A 16,663-nucleotide genomic window follows, 5' to 3' on the forward strand; every position below is an offset into this window, starting at 1 on the left:
CCCCAGGCCCGGTAAGGCGTAGCCGCCACCGGGCATCAGGACGGGTACGCGGTCGGAACACCTTGCCGGGCGGCGCTACGCTTGCACCGGCCTACTGAGCTTGCACCGGCCTGCCGTACCCCAGGCCCGGTAAGGCGCAGCCGCCACCGGGCATCAGGACGGGTACGCGGCCTGAACGCTTTGCCGGGCGGCGCTACGCTTGCACCGGCCTACAATGCTTGCGCCCTCCAGGCCAGACCCCAGGCCCGGTAAGGCGTAGCCGCCACCGGGCATCAGGACGGGTACGCGGTCGGAACACCTTGCCGGGCGGCGCTGCGCTTGCCCGGCCTACTGAGCTTGCACCGGCCTGCCGTACCCCAGGCCCGGTAAGGCGCAGCCGCCACCGGGCATCATGACGAGTATGCGGTCGGAACGCATTGCCGGGCGGCGCGACGCTTGCACCGGCCTACAATGCTTGCGCCCTCCAGGCCAGACCTTCGGCCCGGTAAGGCGCAGCCACCACCGGGCATCAGGACGGGTACGCGGTCGGAACACCTTGCCGGGCGGCGCGGCGCTTGCCCGGCCTACAACGCCCGAGGCCCCAGTACCGTAGGCCCGGTAAGGCGTAGCCGCCACCGGGCAATCGCACCGTACTCAGCTTTCGTTGACTATTCCCGGGCGCTGGAAACGGCGCAGCTCGCGTAGCAGCCCCACCAGCAGCACGCCGACGAGGGCCAGCGCCCAGCCGCTGGCGCTGGCGGAAGCGACCGGCGTCATCACCGCCCCTAACCCGCCGAGCAGCGCCGCGCCGATGGCGTCGCCGGTAACGTTCTGCGCGGTCCACAGACCGTTAATTCGCCCGAGCATATGTTCCGGCGTCTGGGTCTGGATCAGGGTGTACTGCAGCAGCGAGCTAATAGCGCTCAGCCAGCCAAACAGCGCCAGGCACAGCGCGCCCAACGCCCAGTGCGGCATCAGGCTGAACAGCGCAATGGCGACAAAGGAGCACACCGTCGTCGCCAGCATCAGCGCGCCCGGCCGCACGGTCTGGGCCAGCTGGCCGCTGGTCAACGCCCCCAGCGCCGCGCCGAGCGGAATCGCGGCGTACAGCAGGCCAATCTGCCCGGCCGACATCTGCCAGCTCCCGGCCAGCGCCGGATAGAGCACCCGCACCGCGCTGGCCATGGTCAGCAGGCCGCCGAGCAGCGCAATCCCGCCGATAAGCGGACTCTGGCAGAGGAAGGTCAGCCCCGCCAGCAGGGCACGCAGCGGATGCTCGCGCGGCTGCGGAGGCGGCGGCAGCTGTGGCAGACGCAGCAGGGTTAAGGTGGTGATAAAGGTCCCCGCCGCCGCCAGGCCGAAATTCCAGGCCACGCCGCCGGAGGCCAGCAGCAGGCCGCCGATCATCGGCGAAATCACCGAGCCCAGGCGCACCGTGAGCATAGTGATGGCACCGGCCTGCATCAGATTTTCCCGCCCCACCAGCGCCGGCGTCGCCGCCAGCAGCGCGGTCACCCCCAACGAAGCGAAGAACCCATCCCAGATCCCCAGCAGGTAGATCGCCGCCAGCGACGGCTCCGGCAGCAGGGCGTTCAGACACAGGCCGACAAAGCCCACGCCGCAGGTGCCGCGCGCCAGCAGGATCAGGCGTTTGCGCTCATAGCGGTCAGCCAGTACCCCCCCCACCATCAGACCAATAAACATCGACGCGCCGGTCAGCGTCACCGACAACCCGACCTGCCAGGTCGAATGGGTCATCATCTGGATCTGCACCGGGATGGCCACACCCAGCAGGCCAAGCGACAGAATAGAGATAAAGCGAGCGATAAAAACGGCGCGAAACGCCGGGTGAGTTTTCAGCAGGCTGAGGTTGAGCAGCCAGGATTGTCGATTCATTACAGCGCCTTGTCGTTATTTTTAATACCCTTTTTACTGTGGGTCATGCTACCATAGCTGAATAAAATCGATAACGATAATTACTATCATTATCATATCAGGGATGTCAGTTATGTCGTTTTCTACGACCGCGGTACGCTCTGTCGCCGTGCCCGGATTGTTGCTGTTACTCGCCTTAGCCGCCGCGCTTAGCCTGACTATCGGCGCCAAATCGTTGCCGATCGGCACGGTATTCACCGCCTTTAGCGGAACCTGTCAAAGCGCCGACTGCACCATCGTGCTGGACGCGCGCCTGCCGCGCACCCTGGCCGGTCTGCTGGCCGGCGTCGCCCTCGGCCTCGCCGGCGCGCTGATGCAAACGCTCACCCGTAACCCGCTGGCCGACCCCGGCCTGCTGGGGGTCAACTCCGGCGCCAGCTTCGCCATCGTCCTCGGCGCGGCGCTGTTCGGGATCACCTCCCCGCAGGAACAGCTGCTGCTGGCGTTTTGCGGCGCGCTCTGCGCCTCGCTGCTGGTGGCCTTCACCGGCAGCCAGGGTGGCGGCCAGCTGAGCCCGGTGCGCCTCACCCTCGCCGGGGTCGCCCTCGCGGCGGTACTGGAGGGGCTGTCCAACGGCATCGCCCTGCTCAACCCGGACGTCTACGATCAGCTGCGCTTCTGGCAGGCCGGTTCGCTGGATATCCGCACCCTGCAAACCCTGAAAATTGTCCTGCTGCCGGTGGCGATGGCGGGGATCGCCGCCCTGCTGCTGAGCCGGGCGCTTAACAGCCTGAGCCTCGGCAACGATACCGCCACCGCCCTCGGCAGCCGCGTCGCCCGCACCCAGCTGATCGGCCTGATTGTGATTACCGTCCTGTGCGGCAGCGCCACCGCCGTGGTCGGGCCGATCGCCTTTATCGGCCTGATGATGCCGCATATGGCCCGCTGGCTGGTGGGGGCCGATCATCGCTGGTCGCTGCCGGTCACCCTGCTGGCCACCCCGGCCCTGCTGCTGTTTGCCGACGTGATTGGCCGCCTGCTGGTGCCCGGCGAACTGCGGGTATCGGTGGTGAGCGCCTTTCTCGGGGCGCCGGTGCTGATCTGGCTGGTGCGGCGCCAGCCGCGCGGAGGTGGCCTGTGATTGCCCCGTCCCGCCGCCTGATAGCCAGCTGTCTGCTGCTGTTGGCCGCCAGCCTGTTGATTTCCCTGCTCGGGCTGGCGCAAGGCCCGGTGCCGCTAACGATTGACCAGGTCTTCTCCGCCCTGTTCGGCGACGCGCCGCGCAACGTCGCGATGGTGGTGAACGAATGGCGGCTGCCGCGGGTGTTAATGGCGCTGCTCATCGGCGCCGCGCTCGGCGTCAGCGGCGCCATTTTCCAGTCGCTGACCCGTAACCCGCTCGGCAGCCCGGACGTGATGGGCTTTAACACCGGCGCCTGGAGCGGCGTGCTGGTGGCGATGGTTCTCTTCGGCCAGAACCTGACGGCGATTGCCCTGGCGGCGATGGCCGGCGGGGTACTCACCTCGCTGGTGGTCTGGCTGCTGGCCTGGCGCAATGGGATCGAGACCTTTCGCCTGATTATTATCGGCATCGGCGTGCGCGCCATGCTGGTGGCCTTCAACACCTGGCTGCTGCTGCGCGCCTCGCTGGAGACCGCCCTTTCTGCGGGCCTGTGGAACGCCGGATCGCTTAACGGCCTGACCTGGGGTAAAACCTGGCCGTCGGCGCCGCTGATCCTGCTGATGCTGGTGGGCAGCGCCCTGCTGGTTCGTCGGATGCGGCTGCTGGAGATGGGCGACGATACCGCCTGCGCGCTGGGCGTGCAGGTTGAGCGTTCGCGCCTGCTGCTGATGCTGGTGGCGGTGGTGCTCACCGCCGCCTCGACGGCGCTGGCCGGGCCCATCTCATTTATCGCGCTGGTGGCGCCGCACATCGCCCGCCGCCTGAGCGGCACGGCCCGCTGGGGATTGAACCAGTCGGCCCTGTGCGGCGCGCTGCTGCTGGCGCTGGCCGATTACGGCGCCCAGCGGCTGTTTATGCCCTGGCAGCTGCCGGTGGGCGTACTAACCGTCAGCCTCGGCGGTATTTACCTTATTGCATTGTTGATTCAGGAGTCCCGCAAAAAATGAGTGCTGTCCCCTCCCGTTTGCGCGGCGAGCAGTTAACCCTGGCCTACGGGAACAAGACCATCGCCGAGTCGCTGAACGTGACCATCCCTGACGGCCACTTCACCGCCATTATCGGCCCCAACGGCTGCGGCAAGTCGACACTGCTGCGCACCCTCAGCCGTCTGATGACGCCGGCCAGCGGCCATGTCTGGCTCGACGGCGCGCAGATCCAGCAGTACGCCAGTAAAGAGGTTGCCCGCCGCATCGGCTTGCTGGCGCAAAATGCCACCACCCCTGGCGATATTACGGTGCAGGAGCTGGTGGCCCGCGGGCGCTACCCGCACCAGCCGCTGTTCACCCGCTGGCGCAAAGAAGATGAAGCGGCGGTGAATAATGCGATGCGGGCCACCGGGATCAGCGACCTGGCGCTGCAGAGCGTCGATACGCTTTCCGGCGGCCAGCGGCAGCGGGCGTGGATTGCGATGGTGCTGGCCCAGGAGACGGCGATTATGCTGCTGGATGAGCCGACCACCTGGCTGGACATCAGCCATCAGATCGACCTGCTGGAGCTGTTGAGCGAGCTGAATCGCGAGAAGGGCTATACCCTGGCGGCGGTGCTGCACGATCTGAACCAGGCCTGCCGCTATGCCACCCACCTGATCGCCCTGCGCGACGGTAAGATCGTCGCCGAGGGGGCGCCGAAGGAGATCGTCACGGCGGATCTGATTGAACGGATTTACGGTCTGCGCTGCACGATCATTGAGGATCCGGTGGCGCATACGCCGCTGGTGGTGCCGCTGGGCCGCCGGTAATTTCCCCTTTCCCCGGCTTGCGCGACGCTGAGCCGGGCTACCTGCTGTAGCCCGAACTCAACCGTTATCCCAGAATCTCCCTGACTACCGGGCCGATGGCTTCAAAGGCCTGCGGGGAGATAATGTCGACGTGGGCGCAGTTCTGGCTGAACACCTCCAGCTCGCCCACCCACGGGCCCCATACGACCTGCGGATCCATCCCCGCCTGCCGCGTCTTCTCCGCCACGAACAGCGTCGCCTTGCCGTCAAACTTCGCGCTGTGCGCGGTGGTTAACAGCCGCACCGCGTCGGCATAGTTGCCTTCGATGGCGCTGAACAGCTCGCCGGAGGCTTGCCCTTGCTGGGCGGCGAGGAACGCTTCGCGCTCGCGGGCAATTTCCGCCAGCACCGCCGGATCCAGCCCGTTCGCCTCTTTCTCCGCCCAGTTTTGCGTCTCCGGCGGCCAGGTATCCAGCAGGCCGAGGAAGGCCACCGCTTCGCCGCGCTGGCGCAAGCGGGCGGCAATGCCCTGGGCTAAGGTGCCGCCGAGCGAATAACCGAACAGATAATAAGGACCGTGCGGCTGCTGCGCCAACAGCGTTTGCAGATGATGCTCGCACACCTCGTCGAGGCTGGCGGCGCCGGCCATCGGCCCCTGCGGGCGCGGCGACTGAATACCGGTAATCGACCAGCGCGGGCTGAGATAGCGCGCGAGCACGCTGAACTGCCAGGCGAAGCCGGAGGCCGGATGGAAACAGAACAGCGTTGGGCCGTCGCTCTCGCGCAGCGGCAGAAGCGCATCCAGCCCCAGGCGCTGAGCCTGCTCATCGCTGAGATCGGCGGCCAGCAGCACGCTCAGTTTGCCCACCGTCGAGGCCACCATCACCTGCCCCGGGGTCACCTGCCGCGCCAGCTGGCGGCTGAGCTGCGCCGCCAGGCGCATCGCCAGCAGCGAATGGCCGCCGAGGGCGAAGAAATCAGCGTCGATATCATTCACCTCGCAGCCCAGAAGCTGACTGAAGGCGGCGGCGACAACGGTTTCCATCCCGGGCTCCGGCGGCCGGTCGCTGCGCTCGCCGCCGAGGGTCGGCAGCGGCAGCGCTTTGCGGTCCAGTTTGCCATTGGCGCTGAGCGGCAGGTCGGGGAGCTGCATCAGCACCACCGGGACCATATGCGGCGGCAGCTGTTCCGCCAGCCGCGCTTTCAGCGCCGCGGTATCCAGCGGCAGGCCGGAGTCAGAGACCAGATAGCCCACCAGCTGCCGGGCATCGCCGCCGGTCGCCGCCGCCTGGTTGAAGACGCAGGCGTGACTCACCGCCTGCGCCACGTCCGGCAGGGCCGACATCACCCGGTCAATCTCGCCAAGCTCGATGCGCTGCCCGCGGATCTTCAGCTGATCGTCGCTGCGGCCAAGATACTCCACCGCGCCGTTCGCCAGCCAGCGCGCCACGTCGCCGGTGCGATACATCCGCTCGCCGGGGGCAAACGGGTCGGCGATAAAGCGGCTGGCGGTGAGGTCCGGACGCCCCAGATAGCCCTGCGCCAGCTGAATGCCGGTGAGATAGAGATCCCCCGCCACCCCCGGCGGCACCGGGCGCATCGCGGCATCGAGAATGCGCAGCCCGGTGTTCCATACCGGCCAGCCAATCGGCACGCTGCTGCCGGTCACCGCCGCCAGCTCAGGCCCGCAGGCCGGATACCAGCTGACGTCCACCGCCGCTTCCGTCGGGCCGTACAGGTTATGCAGCGGCGCGCCGGTCAAGCGCTCCCATTCGCGGCACAATTCTGTCGGCAGCGCTTCGCCGCTGCAGAATACCCGCCGCAGCGTGCGGCAGGCGGCCACGCTGTCGGCATCCAGCGAGGCGACAAACGCCGCCAGCATCGACGGCACAAAGTGGGTGGTGGTCACGCCGTAGTGGGCGAAGAACTGCTGCATCGCCTGCGGGTCGCGGTGCGCCTCCGGCTCGGCCATCACCAGCTGCGCGCCGGCGATAAACGGCCACCAGAACTCCCACACCGAAACGTCAAAACTGCACGGCGTTTTCTGCGCCACCACGTCGTCGGCAGATAACGGATAACGATCCTGCATCCACAGCAGGCGGTTGACGATGGCGGTCTGGCCGACCATCACCCCTTTTGGCCGCCCGGTGGAGCCAGAGGTAAAGATGATATAGGCGGTATGCTCCGGTTTTGACAGCGCCAGCGGCGCGTCATCCGCAACGGCCAGCGGCTGCTGGTAGCAGAGGCTCTCCAGCCCGGGGATATCGCTGAAGCGGGCCAGCTGATCCTCCGTGGCGATCAGCAGCGACGGCCGGGCGTCTTCCAGCATCATCCGCAGGCGGTCGTCCGGGTAGCCAGTGTCCAGCGGCAGCCAGGCGGCTCCCGCTTCGACAATGCCGTGCAGCGCCAGGGTCAGGAACACCGAGCGCGGCAGGGCCACCGCCACGCTGTCGCCCGGCTTCACGCCGCGCTGACGCAGCAGCTGCGCAAGCGCCACTACCTGCTGACGCATCTCACGATAGCTGAACTGCCAGTTAGCATCCGCCAGCGCCGGAGCATCCGGGGTCTTCCGCGCCTGGTCGGCCACCAGCGCGCTTAGGGTGGTGGCGGGCAGCGGCATAGCGGTATCGTTGACCGCCGCCAGCCGGGCCTGCTCGTCGGCGGAGAGCATCTCCGCTTCGCCGCAGCGTAGCGTCGGATCGGCGGCAAACTGCGCCAGCAGCGCGGTCAGTCTCGCCATGTGGCGACGCAGCTCGGCTTCATCGTACCGGGCCTTGTTAGCGAGGATCTCCAGCGACAGCCCGCCGGTCTCATCCGGGAACAGCGCCAGCTCGAGGTCGTTGACCGGGCCGGTGGCGAGGGTGTGAGTCACCGCCTCGACGCCGTCGATATCCACTTGGTAATCAAAGACTTTGACGTTCAGCACCGGGCCGAACAGCGGTTCGTCCCCGGCCGCTTTGCCGCTGTCGCGGACGATCTGCTCGGCGTCATAGCGCTGATGGCGGCGCATCTTTTTCAGCTGCGCGGCGAGGCGCATCGCCAGGTCCGCCAGCGTCTCCTGGGCGTCAATATGCACCGCCAGAGGCAGGACGTTGAGCACCGGCCCCGCCGAGGTCAGCGCCGCTGAGCCCATCCGGCGCATAAAGATAAAGCCCGCCGCGTAGTTCATCCGGTTGCACAGGCGGCCCAGCCACAGCGTGGTGAGCGCCAGCGCCAGGTCAGCGGGCTGACACTGCGGCGCATGGCCGGCCAGGCGGCGGAAGGCGTCGGCGTTCATCGCCAGCTTCATCCGCCAGATATCGCTCCCGGCGGCGCGCCCGCCCAGCGGGGCGGCAGAGAGCGAGGCGGGAGCCGGTAACGCCTGGCGCTGGGCCTGCCAGAAGGCTTTATCCCTCTGCCAGGCCTCGCTGCCGGCGTAGCGCTGGTACTCGTCCACCACTTCGGCAAAGGGGGTGAAAGGCGATTCCGGGGTGGCTTCTCCACGCTGCCAGGCGCGGTAAATGGCGGCGATCTGTCGGGTAATCGCCGGGAAACTGAAGCCATCCACCAGCAAGTGGTGATAGCGCTGATACCAGTACCAGCGGTCGTCGCCGACGCGCAGCAGCTGATGGCACACCAGCGGGTTGCCGCCATCGACGCGCAGATCCTGCGCCAGATCCGCCTGCATCCGCTCCGTGGCGGCGCTGTGCGGATCCGGCGCCGTACGCAGGTCAACGATCGGCGGTTCGCCAAAGGTGCGTTCCGCCGCCAGCCACTGCCAGACTTCCCCTTCCTCTTCCTCAAAGCGCAGGCTGAGGGTATCCGCCTGCTGCAGCCCGGCGACAATCGCCTTACCCAGCAGCGCCGGGTCGAGCGCGCCGCGCAGTTCAACATAGTGGGCCACGCTCCAGGCGCCAGGCAGAGTGGAGAGGCGCTCGGCCATCCAGATCCCCGGCTGCGCGGCAACCAGCGGTAAACGAGTGGTCATGGTCAGCTCCTTATGCCGCATGATGGGCGGGGGTCAGTGTCGGCCAGTTGGCCGCCAGCCAGGCGTTGCACGCCTCGACCGACTGCGGAGGGCACACCACCGTCCAGCCGGCAGGCAGCGCGCAATGCCCCGGCCACAGGCTGAACTGCCGCTGGTCATTGCGCAGAATGTAAAACTGCCCTTGCGGATTGTCGAAGGGGTTACTGAATTGCATATCAAACTCCTGTCGTAAAGCGCTGTGCTAAGGGGGCGACAGCAGAGGCTGCCAGAGCTGGATCAGCCCCGCCGTCAGCCCGCCGCGCCAGCAAAGCGCATCATGCCCGCCGTCAACCTGACGCCAGAAAATCGTCTGCTGCGTTGTGGTGAGTTGCGCCAGCAGCGCCTGGTTGGCGCGAAAAATAATCGGTTCACGCTGGCCCGCTTCCAGCCAGATGCGCAGCCCGGCCGCGGACGCCTCGCCCTGGCGGAGACGTTCGCCGATAAAGCCCGTCCCGCTGCCATCGCGATGCGGCCACCAGTAGGAGCCTGACTGGCTGAGCACGCAGCCAAAGCGCTGCGGCCAGTTGAGGGCGGCGAACATTGCCGCCAGGCCGCCGAAGCTTTGCCCGGCCACCACCGTCCGCTCCGGGCGGTCGCTGAACGGGACGTGACCGCGGACCAGCGGCAGGAGCTCCTCCTGCACCGCCAGCCAGAAATCGCGATGACAGGGCAGCTCAACCCCGCGGCGCTGGTTGTCGATCGCGTCGATCAGCAGGTAGACCGCCGGCGGCAGCCTCCCCTCGCGGGTCAGCGCGGCCAGCGGCGACCACACCGGCATGCTTTCGGCCCAGAACTGGCCGTCAAGCAGGATCGCCAGGGGCCGCGTTTGCGGGTCGACGGCCTCGCCGGGGGTGTAGATCCAGACCCGGCGATGGTTGCCCAGACGCGCGCTGCGCCACTCAAGGCAACGGGCGGGAGGATGCGCCTCATTAAGCAGATCCCAGCCGGGTTGCGCCGGCGCCTGCGGCATCTCCAGGGCGGAGACGCCATGGCCGCGTCCGCCACGCCAGCTGTGCGGGTTCAGCGGATCGGCTATCGCCCGCGGCAGCAGTTTGCGCCAGCCTTCGCGCAGCAGCGCGCGGTCCGGCTTATCGGCGCTGAACACCTCAGGGGAAAAATCATCGTCACGGTCGGAGGGAATAAAGCAGTAGCTGCCGCGCCAGGTCGGCGACAGCGTGGTTCGCCAGCACCAGGCGTCGGTCCCGGGCAGACGTTGCAGCGATTGCGGTCGCGCATTTTGATGGTGGTCGGTCACGCCGGTGATATAGAGCCATACCCGACGGCGTGGAGAACGCGTTTCATCCCCCGCCGGATCCCGCCACCAGAACGTCACCTCGATGGCGTCATCCACCGCCCGGGACTGCGGTCCCTGCAGGGTTCGCCACCACTCCTCGCTTCCTGTCGTTAACATTCAGTCATTAACCCTATGTATCGCGTGACTTTTTTAATTAATTGTCATTCTTTATTGATAATATTATTGATAACTATTTGCATTTGCAATAGCGTATTAGCGCGCCGTGGGAAGCGCGTCTTTCACAACACATGTCGAAGAGAGCTTATTCAGCTAGCGACGGAGTGCCTTTGCCCTCTTCCGGCAACATTTATGCCGCCTCCCCTCCCGGTGGGAAGGGGCGTTTGGGGAACGTGGCGACAAAAAAGCAGGAATAACAATGAATAACAGGATCAAATCCCTGGCCTTGCTGGTCAATCTGGGAATTTACGGGGTTGCTTTTCCGTTAAGCGCAGCGGAAACCGCCACCGACGATAAAAACAGCGCCGCGGAAGAGACCATGGTGGTCACCGCCGCCGAGCAGAACCTGCAGGCGCCGGGCGTCTCCACCATCACCGCCGATGAGATCCGCAAACGTCCGCCGGCGCGCGACGTCTCGGAGATCATTCGCACCATGCCGGGGGTCAACCTGACCGGCAACTCCACCAGCGGCCAGCGCGGGAATAACCGCCAGATTGATATCCGCGGCATGGGCCCGGAAAACACCCTGATCCTGATCGACGGCAAGCCGGTCACCAGCCGCAACTCTGTGCGTCTCGGCTGGCGCGGCGAGCGCGACACCCGCGGCGACACCAGCTGGGTGCCGCCGGAGATGATCGAACGCATCGAAGTGATTCGCGGCCCGGCCGCCGCCCGCTACGGCAACGGCGCCGCCGGCGGCGTGGTGAATATCATCACTAAAAAAACCGGCGATGAGTGGCACGGCTCCTGGAACACCTATATGAACGCCCCGGAGCACAAAGACGAAGGCTCCACCAAGCGCACCAACTTCAGCCTCAGCGGCCCGCTGGGCGGCGATTTCAGCTTCCGCCTGTTCGGTAACCTCGACAAAACCCAGGCCGACGCCTGGGACATCAACCAGGGCCATCAGTCCGAACGTACCGGGATCTATGCCGACACCCTGCCGGCCGGGCGCGAAGGGGTAAAAAATAAAAACATCGATGGTCTGGTGCGCTGGGAATTCGCCCCGATGCAGTCGCTGGAGTTTGAGGCCGGCTACAGCCGCCAGGGCAACCTCTACGCAGGCGACACCCAGAACACCAACTCCAACGACCTGGTAAAAGAGAACTACGGCAAAGAGACCAACCGTCTGTACCGCAACACCTACTCGGTCACCTGGAACGGCGCCTGGGACAACGGGGTGACCACCAGCAACTGGGCGCAGTACGAACGTACCCGCAACTCACGCAAAGGCGAAGGCCTGGCCGGGGGGACCGAGGGGATCTTCAACAGCAACCAGTTCACGGATATCGATCTGGCGGATGTGATGCTGCACAGCGAAGTCAGTATCCCGTTCGACTATCTGGTTAATCAGAACCTGACGCTGGGCAGCGAGTGGAACCAGCAGCGCATGAAGGATAAGGCCTCCAACACCCAGGCGCTGTCGGGGGGAGAAATTCCGGGCTACGACAGCACCGGCCGCAGCCCCTACTCGAAGGCGGAGATCTTCTCCCTGTTCGCTGAGAACAACATGGAGCTGACCGACACCACCATGCTGACCCCGGCGCTGCGTTTCGATCATCACAGCATCGTCGGCAACAACTGGAGCCCGTCCCTCAATCTGTCTCAGGGCCTGTGGGACGACTTCACGCTGAAGATGGGTATCGCCCGCGCCTATAAAGCGCCGAGCCTGTATCAGACCAACCCGAACTACATTCTCTACAGCAAAGGCCAGGGCTGCTACGCCAGTAAAGACGGCTGCTATCTGCAGGGGAATGAAGATTTAAAAGCCGAGACCAGCATCAACAAAGAGATTGGCCTCGAGTTTAAACGCGACGGCTGGCTGGCGGGCGTAACCTGGTTCCGCAACGATTACCGCAACAAGATTGAAGCTGGCTATGCTCCGGTCTATCAAAACGGTAAAGGTACCGATCTTTACCAGTGGGAAAACGTGCCGAAAGCGGTGGTGGAAGGCCTGGAAGGTACGCTGAACGTCCCGGTGAGCGAGACCGTGAACTGGACCAACAACATCACCTACATGCTGCAGAGTAAGAATAAAGAGACCGGCGATCGGCTGTCGATTATCCCGGAATACACGCTGAACTCCACGCTGAGCTGGCAGGTACGCGATGACGTTTCGCTGCAGTCGACCTTTACCTGGTACGGCAAACAGGAGCCGAAGAAGTACAACTATAAGGGTAAACCGGTCACCGGCAGCGAGAAGAACGAGGTCAGCCCCTACAGCATCCTCGGCCTGAGCGCGACCTGGGACGTGACCAAATACGTTAGTCTGACCGGCGGCGTGGATAACGTCTTCGACAAGCGCCACTGGCGCGCGGGCAACGCCCAGACCACCGGGGGCGCCACCGGCACGATGTACGGCGCCGGCGCCGAGACCTACAACGAATCGGGCCGCACCTGGTATATGAGCGTCAACACCCACTTCTGATAGCGGGTTCTCCCTCCCCCGCCCTTGCAGGATAAAGGGCGGGGACAACCGCGGTATACTTGCCTTATGCGCATTCTTCACTCCACCCTGCTGCTGGCCGGCTATCGCTTGCAGCACGTCGACTTCGACCCGGCGACTTTTCAGGCTGCCGATCTGTTGTGGTTGCCCTATCACGCCAGCCTGAGCGGCTGGAGCCGCAAGCGGCAGGCGGAGCACCTGGCCGGGCGCATCGCCGCGGTGTACGCCCTGCGCGAGGTGGGAGAAAAACGGCCTCCCGCGATTGGCGATCGGCGCCAGCCGCTGTGGCCCGCGCCCTGGTTCGGTAGTATCAGCCACTGCGGCCAGCGCGCGCTGGCGGTGGTCGCCGACCGGCCGGTGGGCGTCGACATCGAGCGACGGTTTACTCCACAGCTGGCGGCGGAGCTGGAGAGCAGCATTATCAACGAGGCGGAAAAAAAGGTGCTATTGCACAGCGGCCTGCCCTTCCCGCTGGCGCTGACGCTGGCCTTTTCGGCGAAAGAGAGTGGGTTTAAGGCGACGCCGACGGCAGGCCAGCGCGCGCTGGGGTTCACCGATTTTCAGATCGTGGAAATAACGGCAAGCACCTTAGCGCTTCGGTTTGCGGGGCAACGCTATCCGCTGTACTGGACAGCGTCGGAGGAGCAGGTCGTCACGCTTTGCGCATTGCAGCAGTAAACGCCCGCGCTACACGCGACGGGCGTTCAGACCATCAGCCCCTGTTTTGCACCCGGGCGACGATGGCGGCGGCATCAAACCCGTGATGTTGGCGCATCCAGCCGCGATCGGCGGCGGCGGCGTACTCCCCGTCCGGGATCCCCAACCGCTGCAGGGCAATGCCCACGCCCGCTTCCGCCAGCACCTCGGCCACCAGGCTGCCCAGCCCGCCGTTGACGTTATGCTCTTCGACGGTGATCACCGCTTTGCACGGCTTCAGCGCCGCCAGCAGCGCGGCGGTATCGCAGGGGCGGATCGACGGCACGCTGACCACTTTCGCCTGAACGCCGAGGTCGGCAAGCTGCTGCGCCGCCTCCACTACCTCATGCACCGTCGAACCGGTCGCCACCAGTGCGACGTCCTCGCCTTCGCGCAGAGTCAGCACGGCGCCGGGAACAAAGCGATACGACTCGTCAAGCAGCTCCGGCAGCGCCTTGCCATCGAGGCGAATATAGACCGGCCCCTGATAAGCAAGGGCATAGTCGATAATCTGCCGACATTCGCGCGGCGTGGAGGGGGCGAAGATCTGGATATTGCCGAAGCCGCGCATCACCGCCAGATCGTCAATCGCATGGTGGGTGCTGGCCAGCGGACCGTAGCTGGCCCCGGCGTTAAGGCCAAACAGCTTCACGTTGGTGTTGTTGTAACAGACATCCACTTTGATTTGCTCATTGGCCCGCGAAATAAGAAACGGCGCGGCGTTACAGGTCACCGCCACTTTGCCGCCCAGCGCCAGACCGGCGGCGGTGCCGACCATACTCTGCTCAGCGATGCCGACGTTCACCAGCCGGCCGGGAAATTGCTTAATAAAGGGGGCGATTTTGGCCGTCGACGTGGAGTCGGCCACCACCGGCACCAGATCGACACCGCTTTCCACGGCGGCGATAAAGGCCTCGACCATGACGTTAGCCAGGTGTTCTGCATTACTCATCTTTCAGTTCCTCCAGCGCCAGAGCGATCTCTTCACCTTTCGGCACCCGGTGGTGCCACTCCGGGCGCCCCTGGATAAAGGAGATCCCCGCGCCTTTCGTGGTGTTGGCAATAATGACGTTTGGTTTACCCTTCTGCTGCAGCCCCTCGATGGCCGCGACCACCGAGGCCATATCGTTACCCTGGCATTCGCTGACCTCCATGCCGAAGGCGCGCCATTTGTCGGCCAGCGGATCGGTATTCATGATTTCGCGCGTCGGCCCGGCCAGCTGGAGGTTGTTCTTATCATTAATAATGACCAGGTTATCCAGCCCGTAGTGCGCCGCCGCCAGGGCGGCTTCCCAGTTACTGCCTTCCGCCAGTTCGCCATCGCCGGTGATCAAAAAAATGCGGCGGGTGCTGTTGCTTTTCTTCGCGGCCAGCGCCAGCCCCACCGCAACAGGCAAACCGTGGCCCAGCGCACCGGTGTTCAGCTCAATACCCGGCGTTTTCTGCCGCACCGGGTGGCCAGGGAGATGGGAATTGGCATGCTGGTAAGTCTCCAGCCACTCCACCGGGAAGAAGCCGGCTTCCGCCAGGACGCAGTAGTAGCAGCCCACTGCGTGGCCTTTCGACTGGATGTAGATATCGCGCTGCGGGTCGTCGAGCCGATCCGCCGCCACGTTGAGGACCCGGAAATAGAGCGCGGTTAACAGTTCGACCTGCGAAAGGTCGGCCCCGGTGTGGCCGCCGGCCGGACTATTGGCGTTTAAGCGCACAATGTGGCGCCGCACCGCGCGGGCTTTACGCTCCAGCGTCTGAATATCAAATCTGTAGGGATTCATTTCACACCTCTGAATTTATTTTCAGCATGGAATATTTATTCCAGCAAGGACTAAAAAAACCAGATATCCCTATGCCGGGTGGTAAGCCTTCTGCCACAGCGCCCTACTCAGGAACATTCTGCCTCCCGCTCCGGACTTAGCCCGGAGAAACACATTGACTTGAAATCGCCTTGAATATATATTCAATGATGATTCTTTATTCGATTATGACCTGGCTGTTTTGTTTTTGTCCATAGTCGATTTTGAGGATTGGCAAAAGTTAGACGCCTGTCACACTTAAGTGTGATTTTTTTTCGCGTATGATAGAAGCCTCTATACCCTAAATAAAATGGCTGCCGCTAAGCGCCTGAACACAGGCGATAAATGATTTTCGAGGATTAATATGGCTAAGCAGGATGAACAACGGCTATTGGTTAAGATTGCCACGCTTTACTACCTGGAAGGACGAAAGCAGTCTGATATCGCCCAACTTCTCTCGCTCTCACAGTCATTTGTCTCCCGCGCCATCACCCGCTGCCAGAAAGAGGGCGTCGTCAAAATCAGCGTCGTACAGCCGTCAAACATTTTTCTGAAGCTCGAAAAAGGGCTTGAGGATCGCTACGGTCTTAAGCAGGCGGTGGTGGTGGATACCGAAGAAGAGGCCAGCGATCACACCATTAAGCGGGCGATTGGCTCCGCCGCCGCCCACTATCTGGAAACCCGTCTGCGGCCAAAAGATCTGATTGGCGTCTCCTCCTGGAGCTCAACCATTCGCGCGATGGTCGATGAAGTTCATGCGCAGAACCTGAAGGCCAGCGGCGTGATCCAGCTGCTCGGCGGCGTCGGGCCCAACGGTAACGTGCAGGCGACGATTCTTACCCAGACCCTCGCCCAGCGCCTGAACTGCGACGCCTGGCTGCTGCCGTCGCAGAGCATTGAGGGATCCATGGAGGAGCGCAACCGGCTGCTGGCCAGCAAGGACGTCGCGGACGTGGTGTCGCGCTTTGACGAGGTGGATATCGCCATCGTCGGCATCGGCATTCTCGAACCCTCCCAGCTGCTGAAAACCTCCGGGAACTACTATCACGAAGATATGCTGCAGGTGCTGGCGGCGCGCGGCGCGGTGGGCGATATCTGCCTGCACTACTACGACAAAAACGGCCATCCGGTGTTACGCGATGATGAAGATCCGGTGATCGGCATGGCGCTGGAAAAGGTCAAAAAATGCCCGAACGTCGTCGCGCTGGCCGGTGGCACTGACAAAGTCGCGGCCATCAAAGGCGCCCTTACCGGCGGCTACATTGACGTTTTAATCACCGATTATCCTACCGCCCGCATGCTGGTCAGCGACTAACCTGCCGCGCTGTTTTTCCTCTCTGCCGCCCTGACGTGCTTTTTTAACCTCAGGGCTGGCTCTGTTAATACATTTAAATTCAATAATTTAGTCAACCAACCCAGCCGCCTGCCGCCGCTTTTGCCGATCGGCGAAATGTGATTGCCAGCACAATTGATGATTTTTCCGGTAGCCCGTCACCG

Annotated in this window: 12 protein-coding genes; 6 read left to right on the forward strand and 6 right to left on the reverse strand. The window is 64.2% G+C overall.

Annotation, left to right across the window (positions count from 1 at the left end; genetic code table 11):
* Nucleotides 1-633: 633 nt before the first annotated feature.
* Nucleotides 634-1,875 (reverse strand): enterobactin transporter EntS, encoded by a 1,242-nt coding sequence (gene entS, locus L2I46_RS02705; protein ID WP_236947529.1) that lies wholly within the window; start codon nucleotides 1,873-1,875, stop codon nucleotides 634-636.
* A gap of 112 nt (nucleotides 1,876-1,987) precedes the next feature.
* On the opposite strand from entS, the gene fepD reads away from it, so the two are divergent.
* Genes fepD through fepC form a run of 3 tightly spaced genes read left to right on the forward strand, consistent with a single transcriptional unit; the run spans nucleotide 1,988 to nucleotide 4,775 of the window.
* Nucleotides 1,988-2,995 (forward strand): Fe(3+)-siderophore ABC transporter permease, encoded by a 1,008-nt coding sequence (fepD, locus tag L2I46_RS02710; RefSeq protein WP_023288781.1) that lies wholly within the window; start codon nucleotides 1,988-1,990, stop codon nucleotides 2,993-2,995.
* The gene (gene fepG / locus L2I46_RS02715) at nucleotides 2,992-3,984 is read left to right on the forward strand and encodes an iron-enterobactin ABC transporter permease (RefSeq protein ID WP_236947530.1); all 993 of its coding nucleotides are present in this window, start codon (nucleotides 2,992-2,994) and stop codon (nucleotides 3,982-3,984) included. Before fepD ends, fepG begins: the two co-directional genes overlap by 4 nt.
* A complete protein-coding gene (gene fepC, locus L2I46_RS02720; protein ID WP_032455067.1) occupies nucleotides 3,981-4,775 on the forward strand; it encodes an iron-enterobactin ABC transporter ATP-binding protein in 795 nt (264 codons plus the stop codon). The genes fepG and fepC overlap by 4 nt, the downstream gene beginning before the upstream one ends.
* Before the next feature lie 64 nt (nucleotides 4,776-4,839).
* On the opposite strand, the gene entF is transcribed toward fepC, so the two are convergent.
* From entF to fes, 3 genes are read right to left on the reverse strand one after another with little or no spacing between them, the layout of a single operon-like run.
* A complete protein-coding gene (gene entF, locus L2I46_RS02725) occupies nucleotides 4,840-8,721 on the reverse strand; it encodes an enterobactin non-ribosomal peptide synthetase EntF (protein ID WP_236947531.1) in 3,882 nt (1,293 codons plus the stop codon).
* Nucleotides 8,722-8,731: 10 nt separating this feature from the next.
* Entirely contained in the window at nucleotides 8,732-8,935 is a 204-nt protein-coding gene (locus L2I46_RS02730; RefSeq protein ID WP_032455062.1) for an MbtH family protein, read from the reverse strand.
* Nucleotides 8,936-8,962: 27 nt separating this feature from the next.
* A complete protein-coding gene (fes, locus tag L2I46_RS02735) occupies nucleotides 8,963-10,171 on the reverse strand; it encodes an enterochelin esterase (protein WP_048297001.1) in 1,209 nt (402 codons plus the stop codon).
* A 259-nt stretch (nucleotides 10,172-10,430) separates the two neighbouring features.
* On the opposite strand from fes, the gene fepA reads away from it, so the two are divergent.
* Together fepA and entD are read left to right on the forward strand one after the other, a co-directional pair.
* Nucleotides 10,431-12,659, forward strand: coding sequence for a siderophore enterobactin receptor FepA (gene fepA / locus L2I46_RS02740; protein WP_032455059.1), 2,229 nt, complete (start codon nucleotides 10,431-10,433; stop codon nucleotides 12,657-12,659).
* Nucleotides 12,660-12,725: 66 nt separating this feature from the next.
* Complete coding sequence (entD, locus tag L2I46_RS02745) at nucleotides 12,726-13,355, forward strand: enterobactin synthase subunit EntD (RefSeq protein WP_139620566.1); 630 nt, start codon at nucleotides 12,726-12,728, stop codon at nucleotides 13,353-13,355.
* A gap of 34 nt (nucleotides 13,356-13,389) precedes the next feature.
* Here the strand turns inward: entD and L2I46_RS02750 are convergent, their stop codons facing one another.
* Nucleotides 13,390-14,325, reverse strand: a complete 936-nt coding sequence (locus L2I46_RS02750) for a transketolase family protein (RefSeq protein WP_032455057.1) — start codon at nucleotides 14,323-14,325, stop codon at nucleotides 13,390-13,392.
* The gene (locus tag L2I46_RS02755; RefSeq protein ID WP_032455056.1) at nucleotides 14,318-15,148 is read right to left on the reverse strand and encodes a transketolase; all 831 of its coding nucleotides are present in this window, start codon (nucleotides 15,146-15,148) and stop codon (nucleotides 14,318-14,320) included. Before L2I46_RS02755 ends, L2I46_RS02750 begins: the two co-directional genes overlap by 8 nt.
* 382 nt (nucleotides 15,149-15,530) lie before the next feature.
* Between L2I46_RS02755 and L2I46_RS02760 the strand changes: the two genes are divergently transcribed.
* A complete protein-coding gene (locus L2I46_RS02760; RefSeq protein ID WP_002893602.1) occupies nucleotides 15,531-16,481 on the forward strand; it encodes a sugar-binding transcriptional regulator in 951 nt (316 codons plus the stop codon).
* Nucleotides 16,482-16,663 lie beyond the last annotated feature (182 nt).

The sequence above is a fragment of the Klebsiella sp. 2019SCSN059 genome (assembly GCF_021739525.1).
In the GTDB taxonomy this organism is placed as follows: domain Bacteria; phylum Pseudomonadota; class Gammaproteobacteria; order Enterobacterales; family Enterobacteriaceae; genus Klebsiella; species Klebsiella quasipneumoniae.

Excerpts from the sequence above, each read along its gene's own strand:
- entS (WP_236947529.1), bottom strand. The coding sequence starts at position 1,875 with ATGAATCGACAATCCTGGCTGCTCAACCTCAGCCTGCTGAAAACTCAC.
- fepD (WP_023288781.1), top strand. The coding sequence starts at position 1,988 with ATGTCGTTTTCTACGACCGCGGTACGCTCTGTCGCCGTGCCCGGATTG.
- fepC (WP_032455067.1), top strand. The coding sequence starts at position 3,981 with ATGAGTGCTGTCCCCTCCCGTTTGCGCGGCGAGCAGTTAACCCTGGCC.
- entF (WP_236947531.1), bottom strand. The coding sequence starts at position 8,721 with ATGACCACTCGTTTACCGCTGGTTGCCGCGCAGCCGGGGATCTGGATG.
- L2I46_RS02730 (WP_032455062.1), bottom strand. The coding sequence starts at position 8,935 with ATGCAATTCAGTAACCCCTTCGACAATCCGCAAGGGCAGTTTTACATT.
- fes (WP_048297001.1), bottom strand. The coding sequence starts at position 10,171 with ATGTTAACGACAGGAAGCGAGGAGTGGTGGCGAACCCTGCAGGGACCG.
- fepA (WP_032455059.1), top strand. The coding sequence starts at position 10,431 with ATGAATAACAGGATCAAATCCCTGGCCTTGCTGGTCAATCTGGGAATT.
- entD (WP_139620566.1), top strand. The coding sequence starts at position 12,726 with ATGCGCATTCTTCACTCCACCCTGCTGCTGGCCGGCTATCGCTTGCAG.
- L2I46_RS02750 (WP_032455057.1), bottom strand. The coding sequence starts at position 14,325 with ATGAGTAATGCAGAACACCTGGCTAACGTCATGGTCGAGGCCTTTATC.
- L2I46_RS02755 (WP_032455056.1), bottom strand. The coding sequence starts at position 15,148 with ATGAATCCCTACAGATTTGATATTCAGACGCTGGAGCGTAAAGCCCGC.
- L2I46_RS02760 (WP_002893602.1), top strand. The coding sequence starts at position 15,531 with ATGGCTAAGCAGGATGAACAACGGCTATTGGTTAAGATTGCCACGCTT.